The sequence below is a fragment of the Nocardia huaxiensis genome (assembly GCF_013744875.1).
GTDB classification, from domain to species: Bacteria; Actinomycetota; Actinomycetes; order Mycobacteriales; family Mycobacteriaceae; genus Nocardia; species Nocardia huaxiensis.
The window spans coordinates 7,367,148-7,389,685 of record NZ_CP059399.1 but is presented as its reverse complement, the minus strand read 5'-3'; the positions used below and the strand labels follow the sequence as shown (position 1 = coordinate 7,389,685).

Below are 22,538 nucleotides of genomic sequence, written 5' to 3'. Positions count from 1 at the left end.
TTGCGATAGGCTGCCGCTTGTTTGCGGAAAGTTGTCCGATGAGGGGTTGGGCCTGATGACCGGGGATGGGTTGGCCGAATTGCGGTCCGAGATCGCGGCGTTCTATGCCGGGTTCGGGCAGCCGCGGGTGCTGCGGCAGGCGTTCGAGGGGGCGACGCTGCTGGTTCCGCTGACTTCCGATGATCGCGTCTGGACGTCTCAGGTCGGGGGAGTGCACTGGATCTGCGCCTTCACCAGCGTCGAGGAGTACGCCCGCTACATGGTTGCGCGCGGGGTGAAATCCGCCGAGACCTACCGGTACCACGGACTGCTCGGCTCGCACCTGGCGTCGTGGGCGCAGGCTTGTCCTGAACCGACCGGTGTGTCCATCGATTGTCTCGGCTCCGCACCCATGGCCTTCCCACCCGAACTGCCCGAAGCGGTGCTCGCCGAGGAGGCCGCCCGTGGCTGACCAGTTGAAGGTCGATCCCGCCGTACTGGATCAGGCTTCCAAAGGCATCACCTCGATCATCAACCAGCTCTCCGACCTCGGCGTGAAGGAAGCCGGTGCCATGGGTCGCGGCTTCTCCACGCTGGCGTTGTCGCCTCTGGAGGCCGGAAAAGCCTCTGTGCAGGCAGGTTTCGAAACGTTTTGTGAGCGCTGGTCCTGGGGCGTGCGCGCCCTGGTGCAAGCCGCCAACAATATGGCGCAATCCGTCGGCTTGTCCGCCGGACGCTATCAGATGATGGACGACCAGTTCTCCAACATGTTCAAGGAGATGTACACCCATCTCGCGGGCAATCCGCACCTGTCGAAGGAAGAGATCGACGGCCGCTCCTGGGGAGACACCCTGGCCGACAACAGCTTCAACCACATCCGCAACGCGGACTACTCCGCCGAGTCCTTCGACACCATGCTGACGAAAATGCAGACCAATATGCAGGTGGTCGAAGCCGTCGGAGGCCAGGCCGCGGCCAACGTCGCAGGCGCGTATGTTCCCGGCAGCGCCGACGCGGGCTGGAACACCGGTGCCGCCCAAAAGGCGGCCGAGATCATGCAGGCCAACGCCGAACCGGCCAAGGGGGCGAAGTAGTGGGCATCGGCGACTGGATCAACGACAGAATCGACACCGCCGGTGACTGGCTCGAGGACAAAGCCGAATCCGTGACGGCCAAAGTCGGCGAACTGGCCGACTCGGGCCTGGACGGCCTGGCCGGCGTAGCCCGCCAACTCGGCGCCGACGGCGTCGCCGAGGCCCTCGACGACTTCGGCGACGAGCTGGTCTCCCTGGCGGGCGGCGAAGTCCAAGAACGCGACCTCGGCGAAACCAAGGACCCCAAGGAACTGATCCGAGGCGAACCCTCCGCCATCCACGACGTAGCCGAAAAACTCCGCAACCTGGCAACGTCCATCGAGTCGACCGGTTCGGCGTTGCGCACCATCAACGTCGCCGACTGGACCGGCGAGGCCGCCACCGCCTTCCACACCGAATTCGAAAAGCAACCCCAACTCTGGTTCACCGCCGCCGACGCCATGACCAACACGGCAGCGACTCTGGACGGCTGGTGGTACTGGGTAGTGGTCTCCGCCCAAGCCAAGGCCCAGAACGCCATCACCAAATGGGAGGAGGCCGAGAAGGCGGAAGCGGCCTACAACGCGTTGTCCGACAAGGACAAGAAAACCGCCACCCGCACCGACGGCACGCTGCGCGACGAGGCTCGCGCCATCCTCAACGATGCCCGCTCCCAACGCGATTCAGCTGCGGCGGGTGTCGTGGCAGCGATCCAGGGCTACACCGAAGGTGCCCCCACCGAGCCCCCCTTCACCGAACGCTGGGCCGACAACTTCTCGGACCTGAACGCCATAGCCGACCACGCCAAACTCAGCTTCACCTCCGGCCTGCTCACCAGCTTCACCGGCATAGTCCAATTCGTCCGCGCAGTAAACCCTGCAGACACCTACAACCTCACCCACCCCGCCGAATACCTCACCAACCTCAGCGATCTCGGCACCGGCTTGGTCGTGGCAGCCGCCGACCCGGGCGCAGTGGTGAACGGCTTCCTCTCCGACGCCCGCAAGAACCCCTTCGAATTCGCAGGCGCCCTAACCGGTGACGCCCTGCTGACAGTGGCCACCGGCGGCGCAGGCGGAGCAGCGAAGGTGACCGTCCAAACCGTCGAAAAGATCGACGACGTAGTTTCGACCACCCGCCACGTGGCCAACGTGGTCGAAGACCTCCCCACAACCCCTGCGGGCAAAGGCATTCCACACGCCGACACCCCCGGTACAGGCGGCGCCCCGGCGAAAACCGACAACCTCGCCCAGAACCCAGGCCCCCACGCCGAAGCCCCCAAGGACACATCCCCGGCCGACACCCACGCCAGCGGCACCGACAACCCGGCAGCCCAATCCCCTGACTCCGGCAAGCCGGTCGCGGACAACCCCGGCGCAGGATCGCCGGAGTCGGGTAAGCCCGTCGCGGAGAATCCCGGCGGAGGAACGCCGGAGTCTGGCAAGCCGGTGGCCGAGAATCCCGCAGCCGCTCAACCGGATTCGCCATCGAACGGGCCGAGTCCGGATCAGCCGCATTCTCCGGGCGACGCGAATTCGCCCAACAACCACGACAGTTCGCCCGAGACGCCTCGTGACACCGACGGCGGTCCGAACCCGCACGCCGATCCCGACGGCAACGGTGCAAACCCCCACCCGGGGCCTGACACCAACCCTTCCGGAGATCACACTCCCGAGGGTGACGGACGAGGCGATAGCAACCCGGACACCCACCCGCACGACAGCAACGGTGGCGGAAACCCCGCTGATAACGCTGCGCCGGAACCGAAATCGCCACTCGGCGAGCGTGCGGAGCCCGACCGCGGCGCCCACGATGCCGCGGAGACAGCCGGCCCGGAAGCCGATCGCAGCCCGAACGAATGCGAGACCGGCCGCGATCCGGTCGACATCGCCACCGGCGAATTCCTGCTCCCGGAAACAGATCTCGCCCTCCCCGGCATCCTCCCGCTGATCCTCAAGCGCACCCACCGCTCGAACTACCGCTTCGGCCGCTGGTTCGGCCCGTCCTGGTCAGCGACGCTGGACATGCGCGTAGTCGTCGAAGAGCAAGGCGTGACCTTCCTCGGCGAGGACGGCATGATGCTCGCCTACCCGCACGCCGAGGTGGCCGTCGCGGTCCTGCCGACAACCGGCGGCCAGAGATGGACCCTCACTCGCACCGACACCGGTGGCTACCGAGTCCACGATCCCGACCGAGAACTGATCTGGCATTTCGCCCCCGAACCTGGCCTGGGCGGATTGGATTCCCAGCTCGGCAATTTCGCGATCAGCGCGATCACCGACCGCCACCTCAACCGCATCCGCTTCCACTACGACGCCGACGCAAACCCCGTCGCCGTAACCCATTCCGGCGGCTACCGAGTCGACATCACCACGTCCGCGAGCCGCATCACCGCCCTCACCGTCGTAGGCCCGGACCATGACGGCCTCGAAACCCACACGCGGATACGAGCCTTCACCTACAAGGCAGGAAGCCTGGCCGCCGTCACCAACGGTGTGGACGCCACCACCCACTACACCTACGACGACCAAGCTCGCATGCTGTCCTGGACCGACTCCAACAGCACGTCGATGCACAACACCTACGACGAATCCGGCCGCGTAATCCTCCAACAGGGCACCGCCGGAATCCTCGACTCCACCTTCGACTACCTCCCCTTCCCCGACGGCACCGGCACCCTCACCACCATCACCGACTCCCGAGGCGCCACCACCACCCACGGCTTCGACCACGACCTCCGCCTCCGAGACCTGGTGGACCCCTCCGGCGCCCGCACCCACTACGACTACAACGCCGACCGCCGCCCCCTGAAAGTCGTAGCCCCCGACGGCGCCACAACCCACTACCGCTACACCGACGACGGCGACATCGCCCAGATCACCCGCCCCGACGGCGCCGCGATCACCATCGACTACTTCTGGCGCCACCGCCCATCCCGCATCACAGACGTGGACGGCACTGTGCGCCATCAGGAATGGGACGCGAACGGCAACCTGACCGCTGTCATCGACCCACTGGGTGTTCGCACCGAACGCACTTACCACCCCAACGGTGCAATCGCCGAACTCCTGACCCCCACCGGTGCCCGCACCACGGTAGAAGTCGACCCCGCCGGCCTCACCATCTCGACGGTCGATGCTGGCGGTGCCGAAACCCGAATCACCCGAGACGCTTTCGGTCGCCCCGTCCACATCATCGACGCCTTGGGTGCAACAACCACCTACCGCTGGTCTCCCGCCGGCAAACTCCTCCACCGCGAGGACCCCGACGGCTACTCCGAATCGTGGACCTGGGACGGCGAAGGCAACCTCCTCACCCACACCGACCGAGCCGACGGCCGCACCCAATTCACCTACGGCCCTTTCGATCTCCTCGCCTCCCGCACCGACCCCGACGGCTCCACCACCTGCTACACCTGGGACACCGAACGCCGCCTAACCACCGTTACCAACCCCATCGGCCAGACCTGGACTTACGAGTACGACGCCACCGGCCGCCTCATCGTCGAAACCGACTACTCCGGCGCAACGACGCACTACACCCACGACAAGGCTGGTCGTGTCGCGGCAGTAACCCCCGCCACCGGCATCACCCGGCACCACGAGTACGACATTCTCGGCCGCCTGACCGAAGTCACCGCCGCCACCGGCGAATGGCGCCGCTACCGCCACGACCCCGCTGGCCGCATCCTCACCGCCGCCACCGGCATCGACCAAAACCCCACCCACACCCTCGAATTCACCTACACCCCCGCAGGCCATCTTGCCTCCCAACAGCTAGACGACCAACCGGCCATGCGCTACGCCCACGACCAGTTCGGCCGCCAAATACTCCGCACCACCCCCTCCGGCGCCACCACCACCTGGCAGTGGGACCACAACAACCGCATCCGCGCCCTCTCCGCCGACGACCACCAAATCACCTTCGACTACGACGCACTCGGTCGCCCCACAGGCTGGAGAGTCGGCGAAATAGCAGTCACCCGCACACTCTCCGACCTGGGCCGCGTCCTGACGCAAGACGTCACAGCCTTCCCCGGTTCATCCCTCTCCCTGGACCTGAACCCCACCCGCCCTGACCCACAGGTGATTCGCCAGGACACCTACGATTACCGCCCCGACGGCTACATCACAGCGCAGAGTCATGTGGACTCGGATGGCGCCACAACTCATCGAGTCTTCGATCTCGACCGTGCAGGTCGCGTCACCAGCATCACGCGAAGCGGAATCGTCACCGAGGCATACACATACGACGCCCTCAGCAATATTGTCGTCGCCCACCCTTCCGACAGCGCGGACAACCACGGCGGCACCCATCGCGAGTACCGCAACAATTTGATCGTCCGGCAAGGCCGTACGCGGTACTCGTATGACCGTTCAGGCCGTCTGACCCAGAAGGTGACCACCCGGCTGTCCCGCAAGCCCAGCGTCTGGCACTACGAGTACGACGGTTTCGACCAGCTCGTGGGCATCACCACACCCGATGGGCAAACCTGGCGCTATACGTACGACGCGCTGGGGCGCCGAAGTTCGAAGCAGCGTCTCACAGATGATGGTTCCGTTCTGGAGCGCGTCGATTATCTATGGGACGGAACAAAACTCATCGAGCAGAGTACCGACGAGTCGTCCACACGCTGGCAGTATCGCCCTGACACGTATGCCCCGCTGTCACAGACGACCTCCCAGGACGAATTCGACCGCGAATTCTATGCGATTGTTTCCGACCTTGTCGGCACGCCTGTCGAACTAATCGATCCCGATAGTGGAACGACAGTCGCCGCTGCTGCGATAGACCTTTGGGGACGAACACGCTGGCATGGCCGTATCAGCACGCCACTACGCTTTCCTGGTCAAATCTTCGATGCCGAGACCGGCCTCCACTACAATCTCCACCGTGTTTACGACCCGTCTACCGGCCGCTTTCTAACTCGGGACCCGCTAGGATTGGCGCCGGCTCCCAACCCGAATACCTACCCGCATAATCCGACAAGCTGGATCGATCCGCTGGGATTGGCGTGTGAGCCGTTCAACACCAATGATCGGGTACTTTCGGACCCGAACCCTGTCCCTAAGGCTATTCGCGAGCAGTACGAGCAGATCCACATGGGCAATGGTACGCCGCGCATCGACCCGGAAACCGGGCTGCAGAAGGTATTCGAAGGGCGCGAGCTCGGCCCGCGTCAGCGAGCGCAGTGGGAAGGCTCTCTCGAATGGGATGTTCCCGGAACGCCACACCGAATCCTGCAACGGCCGGATGGTCTCCTCGGCTATGTGTGGAATCATGACTACAGTGCACCCTTCCTATTCCCGGGACCGTGGTATCCGGAGGGTGGGAAAATTCCCAAGAGGCTCGGTGGTTAGGTTCGCAACAGTGGGAGGACAGGACGTGGCAGCGACTTCCAGTGATGAAACGGGCTGGCGTTACGCCCTGTATCTCGAAGAGCGTGATGCGATTGCGGCGCGAGCGGTCGACAGCCCAGACTTCTTCGGCAACGCGAGCGAAGCCGAGGGATTTTTCAGCTTCACGCTGCGGTCGACTGCTCCGGGGGATGCCGAGGCTTGGGCTGAAATAACCTCGAAGCGTGCAAAGCGATCGCTGGAAAACTCGGAGCTCTGGATAGTAGACCGAGCCGGACGAATGCTGGGATCATACTTCCTCGCAGAACCGAGTGTTCGAGAAGTTCTTCCGAGCCTAACCGCGTCGGGTTCGGGACAGCGCTTCGACGTCACCCTGCAATGCTATGTACTTGCGAAGCCTCATCCGCGTGCCGAGAAGCTATGGGATCTCTGGCGATCTGGTGGCCCGGACCAGCGGAACCAGTGGATGCAGCTCCCTGCTGAAGATCTCGGCGCTTGGTTGGAAGTGGCAAGGTCCGCTGCGTGTGCACAAACTCCCGTTGACGCACCTCCAGGAACGACTTTCTCTCTGGACGGCAGCGGCATCAGAGGCACTGAATCATTCTATTGTGCTCTTGGTGAAGCGATAAACGGTCCCGGTGGCTATTTTGGATTCAATCTCGACTCAATGAGGGACTGTCTGCTCGGCGGTTTCGGAGCCCAAACTCCATTCTTCTTGGAGTTGAAAAACTTCGATGAGCCGTCCTCGGGTATTGATTCCGAGTATCTATCGCACATTCAAACGATCTTCGAAAAGGCTGCCGTGGCCGTATGTCGTGTCGACTGAAATTATGGAATGCGGAGTCCACCACTACTTTGCAAGGAATACGTATGGAGTCGCAACTGCCCGCCCCTCTGCAGAACGCTGCATTGTCGAGGGGTGGACGCCGGCGGTTCCGGCCGATTCGGTTTGGTCAATACAACTATAAGGTTCGCTAAGCGTTAAACCGCACGAAAAGTGTAGGTATAATATGGAATCGCGGCAGCCCGCTCTCTGTAGGATCCAGGAGTGCGGACTTGAGATCATCGAGACTCGGGTCACCACCCCGTCGGTTCCGACTGTGAGCCAAGCTTGGCGTGCAATGAGCCGTCACGGGATCACACCGATCGCCACTGTCCCACTGGCAGCACCGCTGGGCGACGTTTCCGCTCTCTGGCTCCAATGTGCTCGCGACGGTGGCATTTTCGCAGCCGATGGGACTTTTGTTATAGGTGTCCCCATCGCGGCAGAGGAAGAGGATCCCGGGTGGGTATTGGCAAAACCGGCCGCCGATGTCGATATCTCCAATCTGGTAGATGGCCAAGGTCGGATCGAGTTCGTTGCACGTTCGATCGATGGCAAGTCGATTTGCGGTGTAACGGCCGAGGAACACGATTACTGGATCGTGAGCATTAAACTGTCCGAAGGTTCGATTTCCGGCGACTCGAGGCGGGCTATGAAAAATGGGTTCGGTCGTAGGGTGGCAACCGGGGATTCACTGAAAGCATTCTGGAATACGTCAAATCCACAGAGGCGACCGCGGTCAACAAGATGCAGATTATGCGCCTTCTGCATGAAGCCTGCGGTATACCAGCTATGGAATCCCGGGAGCTTCTGTCCCTGATGGACCAGTCTCTGGAGCCGCTCGTAGTGCCCGCAGATCTGGAGAGGAAATGGCGGGCGCTCGTAGCGAAGCGTGTCCGCCCCTTTTCCACAGGAAGTTGAACGGCTGACATGCTGATTTGGTTGGTTGAGTGCCCGAATCGGTAGCCGTGCGGCAGGAACCTCTCACGCGTACTCTGACTGGGACTATTCGATACCCGACGGAAACTCTCGCCTCCGCAGCAGAATAAAAAACTCTCTCCCACAAGGTCCGGTAGAGCTAGGCTATGGGCGTCGAGTGGACATTATCACCAACCCGCCCATTGATGGCGAACCATTTATTACGTTCTACCCGAACTGAAAGGAAGATCGGATGGAGTTCGACGCACATATTCTTGATACTCAGGGGAACTATTCCGTGGTTTCGTGGGCTGGGCGGAAGTTCCCGGGCTTGTCGATTCAAGGAGATAGTCTCCATATCTTGCGGGGGGGTGCTGGAGGAAGCTGAGGCAGAGTTGGTTTCTGGAAACGTCGAGGACGCCCTGTTTGCGATAAGGGAGGCGCTCGAAAAAGTGACCGGCATGGATTTGTCTTATAGGGAGATGATGGAGGCCAGAGGTCTAAAACTGCCATACTGAAGTCCTGAATGAATGACCATGGCCTTCTTCCCGGATCTTTCCCCCTACGTTTACGTGTCGAACACGGTTCCTGCTGGATCTGTAGTACTTAATATCGGGTGGCTGGCCAGTGGTCACCAATTTCCGAACGGAGCATCGTCGGACGCTTTCTTGAACCGAATGGCCGAACTGTGTCGGAATCCAACCCATCGGTCCCGAGGGCTTCCGCATCGATGTGACTTGTGCGCGGACGGTGGTGAGTATCCTGTCAGGCTGGTAATTGCCGGCCAGCCGACCGTATTGGGTAGCGGAGAGATCCGGGTTTCAGGTCCTGGTGATGAGATCTTCGCTGCCCCTGACCTGATCTATCACTACGTTGTGGGCCATCAGTATCTACCGCCTGAAGATTTTGTCGAGGCGGTCTTGGCCGAGGGGCATCGTTAGCACTTGCGTATGCGGTGATCCTCGAGCTCCTTGGGTGGGAGATCCGCGGAAGCGTGAACCGGTCGTGATGCCGACCACGGGGTTGGTGGGTGGCGGGGGTTGGGTGGGGGAGACCTGACAGAATGGGCGGCGGTTGCCGCTTGGGGCGGTGGATGGTCGCGAGAATGGAGATGTCGGTTGAGCACGTCTGAGACGACGGTTCTGGTTACTGTTACCGGGCCTGACAAGCCGGGCGTGACGTCGGTGTTGCTTGCGGCACTGTCCAATAACGGGGTGAGCCTGCTGGATGTGGAGCAGGTTGTCATCAGGGGGCGGCTCACCCTTGGGGTGCTGGTGTCTTGTCCCAGTGATCCGGAGGAGCTGCAGGATCAGCTCGAGGACGCTATGGCCACTGTGGGCATGGATGTCGAGGTGGAGATCGGGGCCAACAGCGTCACGGGGGCGAAGCTGTCTACGCACGCTGTTGTCGTGCTCGGGAGTCCGGTTACCGCTCGGGCGTTCAGCACCATCTCGCGGAAGCTTGCTGAGCAGGGCGTCAATATCGACTCCATCCGGGGGATCGCTGACTATCCCGTGACCGGGCTCGAGCTCATGGTGACCGTGCCGTCGGATGATCCGATTGCGGAGACTCGGCTGCGGACCGGGTTGGCCGAGGTTGCGGTCAAGGAGAGTGTGGATATTGCTGCTGAGCGGGCGGGGTTGGCTCGGCGGTCGAAGCGGCTCATTGTGTTCGATGTGGACTCGACCCTCATTCAGGGTGAGGTCATCGAGATGCTGGCGGCGCATGCCGGGGTCGAAGAGGAAGTTCGGCAGGTTACCGAGGCTGCCATGCGGGGGGAGATCGATTTCGCGGAGTCGTTGCGGCAGCGCGTCGCTACGCTCGCGGGGCTGGATGCGTCCGTCATCGACGAGGTTGCCGAGCAGATCGAGCTCACGCCCGGGGCGCGGACCACGATCAGGACGCTGCGCCGGCTCGGGTTCCGGTGTGGTGTCGTGTCGGGTGGGTTCCGGCAGGTGATCGAGCCGCTGGCGCATGAGCTGGAGTTGGATTTCGTGCAGGCCAACACGCTCGAGGTGGTCAACGGGAAGCTGACCGGCAAGGTGGTGGGGGAGATCGTCGATCGGGCGGCGAAAGCTGTTGCGCTGCGGCGGTTTGCGGCCGAGACCGGGGTTGCCATGGAGCAGACCGTGGCTGTCGGTGATGGCGCGAATGACATCGACATGCTGAATGCGGCGGGGCTGGGGATCGCTTTCCAAGCGAAGCCGGCGCTGCGGGAGGTCGCGGATGCCGCGCTGTCGCATCCTTACCTGGACGCGGTGCTGTTCATTCTGGGCGTCACGCGTGACGAGGTCGAAGCTGCCGATGCCCTCGATGGGATCCGGCGCCGCGTTCCGCTGGGCTGATCCCCAGCGTCCGGCGCGGCGGGCATGCTCGATGCATGGGTGATCATGAAATGAGCCGGGGCGTCCTGGTGACCGGTGCGTCCCGGGGGATCGGCCGCGCTGTCGCGCAGGTTTTCGCCGATGCGGGAGATCGTGTGGCCGTGCATTATTCGTCGCGGCGGGCGGACGCCGAGGAAACCTTGCGCAGCCTGAGCGGGGACGGGCATGTGATCGTTGCCGGGGATATCTCGAAGGCGGACGAGGTCACCGGGATCGTAGACGCGGCGGTCGAGGCGCTCGGGACCGTGCATGTGCTGGTCAACAATGCGGCGGTGAATCTGCCGCAGCCGTTGCCTACCACCGATTATGAAGAGTGGCAGCGGGTTTGGCGGTTGACGACGGATGTGAATCTGCTCGGTACGGCGAATATGTCGTACACCGTCGCTCGGCACATGATCGAGCACGGCATCCCGGGACGCATCGTCAATATCGGCTCGCGGGGCGCGTCGCGCGGTGAACCCGATCATCCGGCGTACGGCGCGACCAAGGCGGCGGTGCAGGCGATGGGACAGTCGCTGGCGGTTTCGCTGGCGCCCTTCGGGATTGCTGTCGCGTCGGTGGCACCGGGCTTCGTTGCCACCGAACGCGTCAAGGATCGGGTCACCGAGGCGGTCGAAAGGCAGAGCCCGTTCGGCCGGGTGGCGCGACCCGCCGAGATCGCCGCGGCGGTCCGCTATCTCGCCTCACCGGAGGCAATCTGGAGTTCGGGTGCGGTGCTGGATGTGAACGGCGCGTCCTACCTGCACTGACACAGTGTGCTGGGGATTCGCCAGTAGGCTGGCCGCATTACTCGATCCCGGTTGATGGAGGGCTGCGTGCGAAAGATCCTGCCGGTTCTGGTGCTCGGACTCGTACTCGTGACGGCGTGTGGGAAGTCCGAGGACAAGGCGTCCGACGCGACGACGAGTTCGACAGCGGCCGCGAACACCTCGCAGGCGGCAACCTCCTCGGGGACGACCAGCCCGCCCGAGCCGGCGGCGGCCGTCACGGTCGATGAATCGGCCAATGGCACTGAGCTGCAAATGGTTCCGGGGCAGCGCCTCGTGGTGCGGTTGAAGTCGAATCCGTCGACCGGGTATTCGTGGGGCATCCAGTCCGAGGATCAGAGCATTCTGATGCAGGACGGCGAGCCCGGTTACGAGCAGGATCCGGGTCCGTCCATGCCGGGCAAGGGCGGGACGGCGGTGTGGGCTTTCCGCGCCATCACGGCCGGAACCACCACCCTGGAGATGGTGTACGCCCGCCCGTGGGAGCCCGCCTCCGATGCCAACCAGAAGTTTGCGCTCACCGTGAAGGTGCAGTAGCGAACAACCACCTCCATCGGCTATCAGTGGAGGCTGCTTTGTCGTCGATCTAGGTGGAGTTGTGACCGAAGGGCTAGACAGCATCGAATTGTCCGAATTCGCCGATTTCACCGTCAGGCACGCGGAATTGGCACAGGGTTACGGCGGCGCGGGTGACCCGGACGACCCCGCGCAGGTCCAAGCCATGCAGATGGTGCTGCACATCCCCAAGGACGAGCCGCCGAAACGCAGTGCGCTGCTCGCTGCCGCGGCGGCCTCGGCAGTCGCGCTCTGCCTGGACGAACGGGTCGGTCCGGGCGGCGAATGGGAAGACCCCTATCTCGCCTGGAAGCGTTCCCGCATTCGCAAAGTCGCGCGCAGAGCGCGCGGCGCGCATTGGCTGGCCGCGCAGGAAGTCCCCGGTGTCACCATTGAATTCGACGGCGCTCAGGCTCGCGCCCTGGTTCCCGGACCCGTCGGCGATATCGATCCGCGGATCAAACGCCTCCAGATCGGCGGCACCGAACTACCTTTCGATGAACCGGCACAAAGTGATCCCGAGTATCCGGTGTTATGGGTCAACTCGGATTTGGGTATGACTGTTGGTAAGGCCGCCGCGCAGGTCGGGCATGCGAGCATGCTGCTGGCCGGCGCCATGCCGGTGGAGCAGGCGTTTGCCTGGGCTGCGCGCGGTTTCCGATGTGGTGTCGCCGAGGCGGATCCCGAACGCTGGGAGTCGTTGCGGCGGCGAGTGGCCGAGGGTTCCGCGGTCGCGGTGCGTGACGCCGGTTTCACCGAGGTGGCTCCGGGGTCCATGACTGTGATCGCGGTGCCCTGATCGGCCCCGATAGTGCGGTGTGGGCACGGCGGGCAACCGAGGTTGCCCGCCGGGTGCCCGTGTCTCACCCGCAGACCGGATGGTCGCCTTGCTGGCATATATGTGCTGGCGTATCGACTTCGCCGAACCGGTGGGCAAGGATCGGTTCACGAGTTTCCTCGAAAGGAAACCAACGGAAATGACGACACTTGTGGTGATACTCATCGCGTGGGTGGCGCTCTCGGTTCCGGCGGCTCTGGTCCTGGCACGCCTGTTCCGATCGAACGCCGGCAACCACGACCGGGACGAGCTAGGCGCCGCCCGCGACAACAACCCCGAATTCGACCGCACCGCTGAGGAATTGACCCCCGGAACCGCCGCCGGGAAAGATGACACGAATCGAGTTTTTCCCCCACGTTGACGAGCGTCCAGGGCGGTGAGCCAAGATGGACCCCGTGCCGCAACCGGATCCCGATCTGCTCATCGATTTCACCGATGTCACCGTCCGACGCTCGGGCCATACCCTGGTGGGGCCTGTCACCTGGCAGGTGGAACTGGACGAACGCTGGGTTGTACTCGGCCCCAATGGAGCCGGGAAAACCTCGCTGCTCCGGATGGCCGCCGCCGAGATGTATCCCACCTCGGGTTCGGCCAACCTGCTCGGCGAGACACTCGGCAAGGTCGACATCAACGAGCTACGCCCGCGCATCGGATTGTCCTCGGCGGCCATCGCCAGCCGCGTGCCGGTGGACGAGAAGGTCTCGGATCTGGTCGTGTCGGCCGGTTACGCGGTGATGGGCCGCTGGCGGGAACGCTACGACGACCTGGATACCGACCGCGCGGTGGATGTGCTGGAAAGCCTGGGCGCGGAACACCTTTCCGACCGCACCTACGGCACCCTGTCCGAGGGTGAGCGCAAGCGCGTGCTCATCGCGCGGGCGCTCATGACCGATCCGGAACTGCTGCTGCTCGACGAGCCCGCCGCGGGCCTGGACCTGGGCGGCCGCGAGGAACTGGTGGAGCGGCTCGGCGATCTGGCCGCCGATCCGGACGCTCCGGCGACCGTGCTGGTCACCCATCACGTGGAGGAGATTCCGCCCGGCTTCACGCACGGCATGCTGCTCAACGAGGGCAGTGTGGTGGCGCAGGGCCTGCTCACCGATGTGCTCACCTCGGAGAATCTGAGTGAGGCGTTCCGGCAGTCGATCACCCTCGATCGCATCGACGGCCGGTATTTCGCGCGCCGCAGTCAGCGTTTCGGGCGGCATCGCACGCGCTGAGCCGAGCCATAGCATGCGCGGAGTCTCCGCGCCGCCGCTGAATCTTTCTCGCGCACGCCGAATCCGGTCGATCCGGGCGGCGTGCTGCTATTGCGCACTTCGCCTCCGGCGGGCAAACTGTCCGCAACATCGCCGATCGAGCAATGACCGGCATTCAGCTGCAATCGCACTCGTTTGTCATTCGATGGCGAACTGTGGGCGAAGCAGTAGCGGGCCGCGGACGGAGGGAGCGGAAGTGCGTCGAACGGTCGGTTCACTCCTATTCGCCGCGGCCGCCCTGGGCGCCGTCGGCTGTGTCGCGAATCCGCCCGCGCCGCAGAAGGTTTCGGTCTCCGAATCGGTCGCGAGCCTGGGTCGGGCGACCCTGCCGGACGATCTGCACGGCCGCACCGTCCAGCTCACCTATGACAGCGGGGCGGGCGGCACCCTCACCTTCGCCGCGGACGGCAGGTCGCTGACCTACGTCGCCGCCGACAGCGGACGCAAGACCGTCGCACCGGCCGCCATCGAATCCATCGGCGCGGGTTCGTTCCTGGTGACCTGGGCCGACGAGGACAGCGGCGTGGTGATCAGCCAGGTGCAGGACTACCGCACCGGGCAGGTCACGGGCACCTGGTCGCGGCGCGCGGAGGGCTCCGGGCCGTTCACCATCCAAACCCGAACGGGCTCTGTGAGTCTCACCGACTGAGCCGCGATCGACCGCCGCGCCGGGCGACGCAGCCCGCGCCGATCCGGTTCCCGATCCGACTGCCCCGGCTTGGATCACCCCCGCCGTTCACAGCGGCCTCGCGCCCTGCGATCTTGAACCATGCACGTGTTCCAGGAGATGTGCGCGCTGTTCGAGGATCACGACCTCGGCGAGCCGCCGATCCCGCCACCGTTCCAGCCGCTGCTGCGGCAGGCGCAACCGTGGGCGTACGCCACCGGCGACATCTCGCCGGCGCTCATGTACCAGTTCGGCTACCCGCACGACGCCATGCGCCACTGGCTCCCCGACCAGGTCGCGGTGAGCCACTCCGGGCACGGCGCGAATTCCTATGCGGTGAACTATCACCTGGTCTGGGGTTCGCTGACACTGTTCGCGCAGACCGGATTCGGCGGCGCGTACATGGACGACCGGGTCGCCGCCGCCCGCGTGCGCCGCATGTTCGAAGCCTGCCGCACGCTGTCCGAATCGGTGGAGAACGCCCGCCGCTGCCCGAATCACCGACTGGTGGTCGCCTACAGCGACATTCGCGAAACCTCCTGGTGCCGCTGGTTTCGCTACGGGGACGGCGCGGTGCGCACGAGCGGCCTGGGCGGAGTGGAGTTGCCGGGAGATCCGGTGGCGGCGTTCGACATCGCGACGCTGCTGCTGCTCGCGCACTGAGGGACTGCTGACGCTCGTGCGGCGATGTCGTCTACCCAGCCCTCCGTCATCCCGGCGCGCTTTTGGCCGGGATCGACACGGATAGCGTGCGTTGCTCTGTGGATCCCGGCCAAAAGCATGCCGGGATGACGAGTGGCGGCATGCCGGGATGACGAGTGGCGGCATGCCGGGATGACGAGCGGCGGCATCGCAGGGCTCGGGGGCGCGATCATTCCGCCGCGTCCTGCCCGCCCTGTACCGGCTCCCGAGCAAACGTTAGGGTGCGAATGTGAGCGAGACAGTTGCCCAGCCCGACTCTCAGCCCGCCGCCGCGCCCATCAAGGACGCGTCCACGGTGATGCTGGTGCGTGACGGCGTGAACGGGCCCGAGGTGTTCCTGCAGCGTCGTGTGAGCGGCATGGCCTTCGCCGCGGGCATGACGGTGTTCCCCGGCGGCGGCGTCGACCTCTCCGACGCGTCCGCCGACCTCGACTGGGCCGGGCCCGAACCGGCTTGGTGGGCAGAGCGTTTCGGCACCGACGGCCCACGCGCCCAGGCGCTGGTGTGCGCGGCCGTGCGCGAGACCTTCGAGGAGTGCGGCGTCCTGCTGGCCGGGCCGACCGCCGACACCGTCGTCTCCGACACCTCGGTCTACGCCGAGGCGCGCGGGCAGCTGGAGCGCCGCGAGCTCTCCTTCGCCGCCTTCCTCACCCGCGAGAACCTGGTGCTGCGCGCCGATCTGCTGCGCCCGTGGGCCAACTGGATCACCCCGGCGATCGAGCAGCGCCGCTACGACACCCGGTTCTTCGTGGCCGTGCTCCCTGAGGGTCAGCTGGCCGACGGCGCGACCTCCGAGGCCGATGTGGTCACCTGGTGCACGCCCGCCGAGGCCATCACCCGGTGGAAGGACGGCCTGGACGTGCTGCTGCCGCCGACCTGGTCGCAGCTGGACGCCCTCGGCGAATTCGCCTCCACCGCCGACATTCTCGCCGCCACCCCGGTGATCGAGCCGATCATGCCGGTCTACGACAAGGCGGGCGGCAAGCCCACGCTGGCCTTCGACGGCGCCGACCGCTACTTCGCCGATCTCCCGGACGGCTCCCGGCTGCTGGGTTCGCAGCGGCCGAACTGAGATGGCCCTCCACCCGCCAGTACCCTGGTCCGCTGTGGCCGAATTCGTGACCGTGGACCGTAATGACGGCATTGCCGTGCTTCGGATCGCACGCCCGCCGTTGAATCTGATCGATCTGCAGACGGCATGGGAGATCGCCGCGGCTGCCGAGGAGATCGGGGCGGATCCGGGGGTGCGGGCCGTGGTGGTCTACGGGGACGCGCGCGTGTTCTCGGCCGGCGACGAGATGGCCGAGCTGGCGCGCTGGACGCCCGAGCAGGCCGAGGCCGTGGTCAAGGATTTGCAGAACGCGCTGGGCTGCCTGTCCCGGCTGCCGCAGCCGACGGTCGCGGCGATCAGCGGTTACGCGCTCGGAGCCGGTCTCGAACTGGCGCTGGGCGCGGATCGGCGGATCATCGGCGACAACGTGAAGCTGGGTCTGCCGCAGATCAAGGCGGGCCTGATCCCGGTGTCGGGCATCCGGCGGCTGAGCCTGCTGATCGGCCCGTCCAAGGCCAAGGATCTGGTGTACACCGGCCGCTTCGTGGATCCGAAGGAGGCCGAGGCGATCGGTCTGGTCGACGAGGTCGTCGCCCCCGATGACGTGTTCGAGGCGGCGCTGCGCTGGGCGCGGCAGTTCACCGCGGCGCCGACCATGGCGCTGGCCGCGGCCAAGCGGGTGTTCGAGGCGGGCACGCACGGCCACGATCGGGCGCGCACCGAGTGGGCCGGGTTGTTCGGCACCGAAGATCAGCAGGTTGGAACACGTTCCTATTTGGTCGACGGTCCGGGAACCGTGGGTTTCACCGGCGGATAACCAGCCCGATACGCGGGCTCACCGGGGCATTCATTAGGCTGCCCTGCATGACTGCTCGTCCGGAAGATCCCGCGCCGAACCCGCATGCCACCGAGGCGGAAGTCCAGGCTGCGCTCACCGACAACAAGCTCGCCCAGGTCCTGTATCACGACTGGGAAGCCGAGACCTACGACGACAAGTGGTCGATCTCGTATGACGAGCGGTGTATCGAGTACGCGCGCGGCCGGTTCGACGCCGTGGTCCCCGACGCCCAGCTGCCCTACGAGCGGGCCCTCGAACTGGGGTGCGGCACCGGCTTCTTCCTGCTGAACCTGATGCAGTCGGGCATCGCCAAGTCCGGTTCGGTCACCGACCTGTCGCCGGGCATGGTCAAGGTCGCCACCCGCAACGGCAAGAACCTGGGCCTGGACGTCGACGGCCGCGTCGCCGACGCCGAGACCATCCCGTACGAGGACGACACCTTCGACCTGGTCGTGGGACACGCTGTGCTGCACCACATTCCGGATGTGGAGCTGGCGCTCAAGGAGTGCCTGCGCGTGCTCAAGCCGGGCGGGCGTTTCGTCTTCGCGGGTGAGCCGACCACCATCGGCAACTTCTACGCCCGCAAGCTCGGCCAGGTCACCTGGAAGATCACCACCAACGTCACCAAGCTGCCGTTCCTCAAGGATTGGCGTCGCCCGCAGGCGGAACTGGACGAGTCCTCCCGCGCCGCCGCCCTCGAAGCGGTCGTCGACCTGCACACCTTCGACCCCTCCGAGCTGGAGGAGATCGCCCGCCGCGCGGGCGCGGTCGACGCGCTGGCCAAGACCGAAGAGTTCGCCGCCGCCCTGTGGGGCTGGCCGGTCCGCACCTTCGAGGCCGCCGTGCCGGACGAGAAGCTCACCATGGGCTACCGCCTCGCCCAGTACAAGGCCTGGCTGGGCCTGTCCAAGCTGGACGAGAAGGTGCTGCGGCACGTGGTCCCGCGCCAGTTCTTCTACAACGTGATGATCACCGGCGTGAAGCCCGGTGCGGCGGCCAAGTAGCCGGTGGGCTACGCCTTCACCCGCGACGATGTCGCCTACCTCGGCAGCGCGGCCGGCCTGGCCGCGCTCGCCGCGACCGACCGGCTGGAGCTGACCCCCAAGTCTCTGCTCAAGGACCTGGAACAGCTCCGCCGCGCATTCGGTGACCGCGCGGCCGCACTGGTGGAAACCGCGCGCCTGCGCCGCCGCGCCGTCGCCAAACTCGACGGGGCGGGGGAGTGGCTCTTCACCGACGACGCCCTCCAGCAGGCCACGCCTTCGGCGGTGGCCCGCCACCGCGCGAAGCGCCTGGCGGGCCGCACGGTTCACGACGTCACCTGCTCCATCGGGGCGGAACTCATCGAACTGGCCCGCGTGTGCCCGGCCGTCATCGGCAGCGACCTCGACGAGGTCAGACTCGACATCGCGGCCCACAACCTGCGCGCCACGCTGGAACAGGTTGCCGTACAGGATGATTCACCGGCCGATGGCATCTTCGCGCTCGGTACGAGCGCCACGGTGGTCGGGCGGGTGCGGAATGTGTTGCTGGCCAAGGCTGATGCGCTCGAGCCGTGCAGCACCGCCGAGGTGGTGATCGCTGATCCCGCGCGCCGGGCGGATGGGCGGAGGACGCATGATCCGGCCAAGTTGCAGCCGCCGTTGCCGGATCTGCTGACCGCCTATGCGGGGCGTGATCTCGCCGTGAAGTGTGCTCCCGGACTGGATTTCGATCGTCTGGAGTGGGACGGCGAGATCGAGGTGGTCTCGCTCGACGGCGCCGTGCGCGAGGCGTGCCTGTGGTCCTCGGGGCTCGCGGAGGAGGGGGTCACGCGGCGGGCCACCGTGCTCTCGTCCACCGGGCCGGGGTGGAGCATGACCGATGCCGATCCGGATGACATTCCCGAGCGGGAGCCCGGCGAGTGGATCGTCGATCCCGACGGTGCGGTGGTGCGCGCCGGGCTGGTCCGGCATTACGCGGCGAAACATGGTTTGTGGCAACTGGATCCGCGGATTGCCTATCTCACCGGCGATACCGTGCCGGAGGGGGTCCGGGGATTCCGGATTCTGCATCGCATGGACTTCAAGGAGAAGCCGCTGCGGGCCGAGCTGCATCGGCGGGATTGCGGCCCGCTGGAGATTCTCACGCGTGGGGTCGACGTCGATCCCGATGCGCTGCGCAAGACGCTCAAACCCCGTGGCTCGCAGCCGCATACGCTGGTCATTACGCGTATCGGGCGAACTCCGACCGTGTTCCTCTGCGCCACCCCGTAGTTCTCCGCGGCACCTGGTGGGGCAGGCCCGGTTGCAAGAATATGACGACCGGTCTACTGTTTCGGGCATGGGAAAGAAGGGTGCGGACACTCGCTGCCGGTTGATCGCGGGTGCGCGGTCGCTGCTCGAGGCGCGCGGATACTTCGGTACCGGGCTCAATCAGATCCTCGAAACCAGCAGTGCGCCACGGGGTTCGCTGTACTTCCACTTTCCCGGGGGCAAGGACCAGCTCGTCGCCGAGGCCATCGAGCAGGCGGGCGCGGAGATCGCGGGCATTATCGCGACCGCCGAGGCCGATGACGCGCGCGGCTATCTCGAACTGCTCGTGGACATGCTCGGGGAGCGGCTGGAGGCGTCGGGCTGGACCAAGGGCTGCCCGATCGCCGGTGTCACCCTGGATGCCTCGGCCACCAATGACACTGTGCAGCAGGCATGTTCGGCCGCCTACGCCTCCTGGGAGGCCGCCTTGCGGGAACGTCTGACGGCCTACGGTCACCCCGAGCCGGAGCGGCTGGCGACCACCGCGCTGGCCCTGCTGGAAGGCGGGCTCGTGCTGTCCCGCGCGCATCGCGATCGCACGCCGCTGCGGCGGGTGGCGTCCACCATCGAAACGCTCGTCTGAATTCGGCCGCCTGCCTGGCGGCCTTCTCTTCGACCACAGAATATGTAAATCGGTCTACTGAAAGTAGGGGATCATGACCACTGCCGACTCGATAGTTTTCGGGGCCGCCGGGTTCATCGGCCGCGCTGTCGTCGCCGAACTGCTGCGTGACGGCCGGACCGTCGTCGCCGGAGTGCGGGCGGGCAGCCCGGGCCGGCTGACCTCCTGGCTCGCCGCGCAGGATGTCGACCAGTCCGGACTGCGCCTCACCACCGTCGACATCACCCAGCCGAATCTGGGTCTCGCCGAGGAATTCGACGGCATCCGCGATGTCTACAACACCGCCGCCCTCATGCAGTTCGGGCTCGGGGCGGAGCAGGCCCGCAGCGTCAACCTCACCGGCGCGCTGGAGGTCGCGCGGTGGGCGAGCGGGCAGCCGCAGCTGCGCCGACTCGTCCACATCAGCGGCTATCGCACCACCGTCGGCGGCGGGGGCGGCGTCGACTATCGCGCCGGCGCCTACGAAGCGTCGAAGACCGAAGCCGACAGCGCATTGCGCACGCTGGCAAAGGAATTGGATGTTCCCCTGACGATCGCGAACCCCGCGTCGGTCATCGGGCCGGGCCAGTACTTCGGCCTGTCGGACCTCATTCACAACCTGTGGCTCGGCAAGCTCCCCGTCCTCCCCGGCGACCGCGACACCTTCGTCCCCATTGTCGGAATCGACTATGTGGCACAGTTTCTGGCACGGGTTCCCGCTCTGCCGGGCACCGCCGATCGGGCCTACACCCTGCTCGACCCGGCAACCCCCAACCTCCCCGAACTGGTCCGGCTGGTGGCGACCCATCTCCGTGTTCCCGCACCACGATTCACCATCCCGGTGGGGATCGTGCGGGCGCTGCCGCGCGCACTGACCAACGCCGACCCGGAGTCCCTGGCCTTCATCGCCGGCGACCGCTACGACACGACGGCGACCGATGTCGTGGCCCGCGAGCTGGGCATCGAACATCCACCGGTCGGAGATCTCTTGCGCGCCTACGCCGATGGGGTCGTCGCCACCCGCAACGGAGCCGCCTCGACGGCATCGACACGCCATTCGGATCGGAAGTCTGTGCCCGCGCCCGGATTTCACGATGGCACCTGGCTCGAAGGCGACCGTGAGACACCCGAGTACGTTCTCCTGCACGGACTTCCGCTCAACAGTGCGGGCTGGTCGGAAATAACGGCCGCCCTGGATGCCTCGGTGCTGGCAGCCGATCTTCCCGGTGTCGGCCGCTCCGCGCCCCGGTCCGGCACTGCCGATCTGCCCGACCCGGGTCGCTCGGCGGCTCTGGGGGAGTGGACGGAACAGCTCATGACTCCGGTCCGCAGCCGCCCGATCCTCGTCGGGCATTCGCTCGGCACGCAGGCGGCGGTCGAGTACGCCCTGCGGCATCCCGATCGTCTTGCCCGCCTGGTCCTGATCGCGCCGTACTTCCTCCAGCAGCGGCCGTCGTGGGTGCGGCGTTCGCCGCTGGCGGCGGTCGCGCTGAAATGGCTGTCCTCCGCGAAACTCGCTGAGCAGCTGGGAGTGCCGGACGGACCGGCGGTGGTCAGCGCTGCCGCCGACCTCGGCCGCCCCGGTGTCGCCCATCGGACCATTGCCGCACTGGCCGCCGTCTCGACCTCGGCGCACCGTGCGGAACTCGCCGACAAGCTTGCGCGAGTGCGGGTTCCGGTACACATCGTGGTCGGTTCGGCCGACCCGCTGGTTGTCTCGACCACCCACCCTGTCACCACGGTCGAGGGCGCGGGCCACTACCCGCAGCTGACGCACTCGGCTCTGCTCGCCGATCTGCTGGTTCGCGAGAGAACCGGCGAGCCGGTGTCGCGCTGACTCGGTAGCGGCGTCAGGGCAGCAGCTCGGTCACCAGGTCGATGGCCTCCCGGAGCTCACGTCGATTCTGGTGGCGGCTGAAGTGGATGCCATCGGCGGTGACGATGGACTTCGCGCCGAGGTGGGTGGTGAACAGGCGGACGTGGTCCAGGGGATCGGGGGTGAGGACCGGGTCGTCGATGGCCGCCAGGACGCGGAACTGCTTGGCGGCATTGCGGATTCGGGCCCAGTCGAAGCCATCCTCGAAGAAGGCGGCCAGCTGGTCGTAGCCCACCTCGTGCGCCATGGCGGCGACCAGTACGACGCCGGCGAACGGTTCGCCCTCGTGGCGCTGGAGCAGGCGGAGCAGGTTGACGCCGCCGAGGCTGTGGCCGACCAGGACGGTGTCGGCGGGGTCGGTGATCTGCTCGGCGACGGCGCGCAGCCACGGTTCGGGTTGCGGCGCTTCGGGATCGGGCATCTGCGGGGTGCGCACGTCGTGGGCGTCGAGGGTGGCGGCGAGGTGTTCGTACCAGGCCTGGTCGGGGCTGCTGGCGTATTCGTGCGAGATGACGACGGTGCTCATGTACTGCTCCAAGCGAATCGATACGTTGCG

General features: G+C 65.7%; 22 protein-coding genes. 21 read left to right on the top strand and 1 reads right to left on the bottom strand.

The features are described 5' to 3' along the window. Positions 1–55 precede the first annotated feature (55 nt). From H0264_RS33820 to H0264_RS33730, 21 genes are all read left to right on the top strand, one after another. A complete protein-coding gene (locus H0264_RS33820; protein ID WP_181581301.1) occupies positions 56–451 on the top strand; it encodes a hypothetical protein in 396 nt (131 codons plus the stop codon). Then, positions 444–1,073 carry a hypothetical protein gene (locus H0264_RS33815; RefSeq protein ID WP_181581300.1) on the top strand — a complete coding sequence of 210 codons (630 nt, stop codon included), beginning with the start codon at positions 444–446 and terminating at the stop codon, positions 1,071–1,073. The genes H0264_RS33820 and H0264_RS33815 overlap by 8 nt, the downstream gene beginning before the upstream one ends. After that, positions 1,073–6,412 carry a putative T7SS-secreted protein gene (locus tag H0264_RS39105; protein WP_181581299.1) on the top strand — a complete coding sequence of 1,780 codons (5,340 nt, stop codon included), beginning with the start codon at positions 1,073–1,075 and terminating at the stop codon, positions 6,410–6,412. Before H0264_RS33815 ends, H0264_RS39105 begins: the two co-directional genes overlap by 1 nt. A 25-nt stretch (positions 6,413–6,437) precedes the next feature. Next, positions 6,438–7,235, top strand: coding sequence for a barstar family protein (locus tag H0264_RS38835; protein WP_244976028.1), 798 nt, complete (start codon positions 6,438–6,440; stop codon positions 7,233–7,235). A gap of 1,168 nt (positions 7,236–8,403) precedes the next feature. After that, a complete protein-coding gene (locus H0264_RS39400) occupies positions 8,404–8,538 on the top strand; it encodes a DUF6959 family protein (RefSeq protein ID WP_420832010.1) in 135 nt (44 codons plus the stop codon). After that, positions 8,522–8,668 carry a hypothetical protein gene (locus tag H0264_RS33800; protein ID WP_181581298.1) on the top strand — a complete coding sequence of 49 codons (147 nt, stop codon included), beginning with the start codon at positions 8,522–8,524 and terminating at the stop codon, positions 8,666–8,668. Before H0264_RS39400 ends, H0264_RS33800 begins: the two co-directional genes overlap by 17 nt. 12 nt (positions 8,669–8,680) lie before the next feature. Next, positions 8,681–9,091 (top strand): DUF7919 family protein, encoded by a 411-nt coding sequence (locus tag H0264_RS39445; RefSeq protein ID WP_476703692.1) that lies wholly within the window; start codon positions 8,681–8,683, stop codon positions 9,089–9,091. A gap of 177 nt (positions 9,092–9,268) precedes the next feature. Then, the gene (gene serB / locus H0264_RS33795; RefSeq protein ID WP_181581297.1) at positions 9,269–10,495 is read left to right on the top strand and encodes a phosphoserine phosphatase SerB; all 1,227 of its coding nucleotides are present in this window, start codon (positions 9,269–9,271) and stop codon (positions 10,493–10,495) included. 35 nt (positions 10,496–10,530) lie between these two features. Continuing rightward, positions 10,531–11,283 carry an SDR family NAD(P)-dependent oxidoreductase gene (locus H0264_RS33790; RefSeq protein WP_220139895.1) on the top strand — a complete coding sequence of 251 codons (753 nt, stop codon included), beginning with the start codon at positions 10,531–10,533 and terminating at the stop codon, positions 11,281–11,283. Between the two features lie 66 nt (positions 11,284–11,349). Further along, complete coding sequence (locus tag H0264_RS33785) at positions 11,350–11,838, top strand: protease inhibitor I42 family protein (RefSeq protein WP_181581296.1); 489 nt, start codon at positions 11,350–11,352, stop codon at positions 11,836–11,838. 61 nt (positions 11,839–11,899) lie between these two features. Then, positions 11,900–12,655 carry an aminoacyl-tRNA hydrolase gene (locus tag H0264_RS33780; RefSeq protein ID WP_231084491.1) on the top strand — a complete coding sequence of 252 codons (756 nt, stop codon included), beginning with the start codon at positions 11,900–11,902 and terminating at the stop codon, positions 12,653–12,655. A gap of 79 nt (positions 12,656–12,734) precedes the next feature. Continuing rightward, complete coding sequence (locus tag H0264_RS33775; RefSeq protein WP_181581295.1) at positions 12,735–13,055, top strand: hypothetical protein; 321 nt, start codon at positions 12,735–12,737, stop codon at positions 13,053–13,055. A 25-nt stretch (positions 13,056–13,080) separates the two neighbouring features. Then, positions 13,081–13,914 (top strand): ABC transporter ATP-binding protein, encoded by an 834-nt coding sequence (locus H0264_RS33770; protein ID WP_181581294.1) that lies wholly within the window; start codon positions 13,081–13,083, stop codon positions 13,912–13,914. A gap of 235 nt (positions 13,915–14,149) precedes the next feature. After that, a complete protein-coding gene (locus H0264_RS33765; RefSeq protein ID WP_181581293.1) occupies positions 14,150–14,602 on the top strand; it encodes a MoaF-related domain-containing protein in 453 nt (150 codons plus the stop codon). A 120-nt stretch (positions 14,603–14,722) separates the two neighbouring features. Next, complete coding sequence (locus H0264_RS33760) at positions 14,723–15,283, top strand: hypothetical protein (protein WP_181581292.1); 561 nt, start codon at positions 14,723–14,725, stop codon at positions 15,281–15,283. Between the two features lie 268 nt (positions 15,284–15,551). Further along, positions 15,552–16,394, top strand: a complete 843-nt coding sequence (locus H0264_RS33755; RefSeq protein WP_181581291.1) for an NUDIX hydrolase — start codon at positions 15,552–15,554, stop codon at positions 16,392–16,394. A gap of 34 nt (positions 16,395–16,428) precedes the next feature. After that, positions 16,429–17,190 carry an enoyl-CoA hydratase/isomerase family protein gene (locus tag H0264_RS33750; RefSeq protein WP_181581290.1) on the top strand — a complete coding sequence of 254 codons (762 nt, stop codon included), beginning with the start codon at positions 16,429–16,431 and terminating at the stop codon, positions 17,188–17,190. A 47-nt stretch (positions 17,191–17,237) separates the two neighbouring features. Beyond that, positions 17,238–18,215, top strand: coding sequence for a class I SAM-dependent methyltransferase (locus H0264_RS33745; protein WP_181581289.1), 978 nt, complete (start codon positions 17,238–17,240; stop codon positions 18,213–18,215). Positions 18,216–18,218: 3 nt separating this feature from the next. Then, entirely contained in the window at positions 18,219–19,466 is a 1,248-nt protein-coding gene (locus H0264_RS33740) for a class I SAM-dependent methyltransferase (RefSeq protein ID WP_181581288.1), read from the top strand. Positions 19,467–19,533: 67 nt separating this feature from the next. Further along, positions 19,534–20,088 carry a TetR/AcrR family transcriptional regulator gene (locus tag H0264_RS33735; protein WP_181581287.1) on the top strand — a complete coding sequence of 185 codons (555 nt, stop codon included), beginning with the start codon at positions 19,534–19,536 and terminating at the stop codon, positions 20,086–20,088. A gap of 73 nt (positions 20,089–20,161) precedes the next feature. Next, positions 20,162–21,943, top strand: a complete 1,782-nt coding sequence (locus tag H0264_RS33730; RefSeq protein WP_181581286.1) for an alpha/beta fold hydrolase — start codon at positions 20,162–20,164, stop codon at positions 21,941–21,943. Between the two features lie 13 nt (positions 21,944–21,956). Here H0264_RS33730 and H0264_RS33725 read toward each other — a convergent pair whose 3' ends face one another. Further along, positions 21,957–22,508 carry an RBBP9/YdeN family alpha/beta hydrolase gene (locus H0264_RS33725; RefSeq protein ID WP_181581285.1) on the bottom strand — a complete coding sequence of 184 codons (552 nt, stop codon included), beginning with the start codon at positions 22,506–22,508 and terminating at the stop codon, positions 21,957–21,959. Between the last annotated feature and the right edge of the window lie 30 nt (positions 22,509–22,538).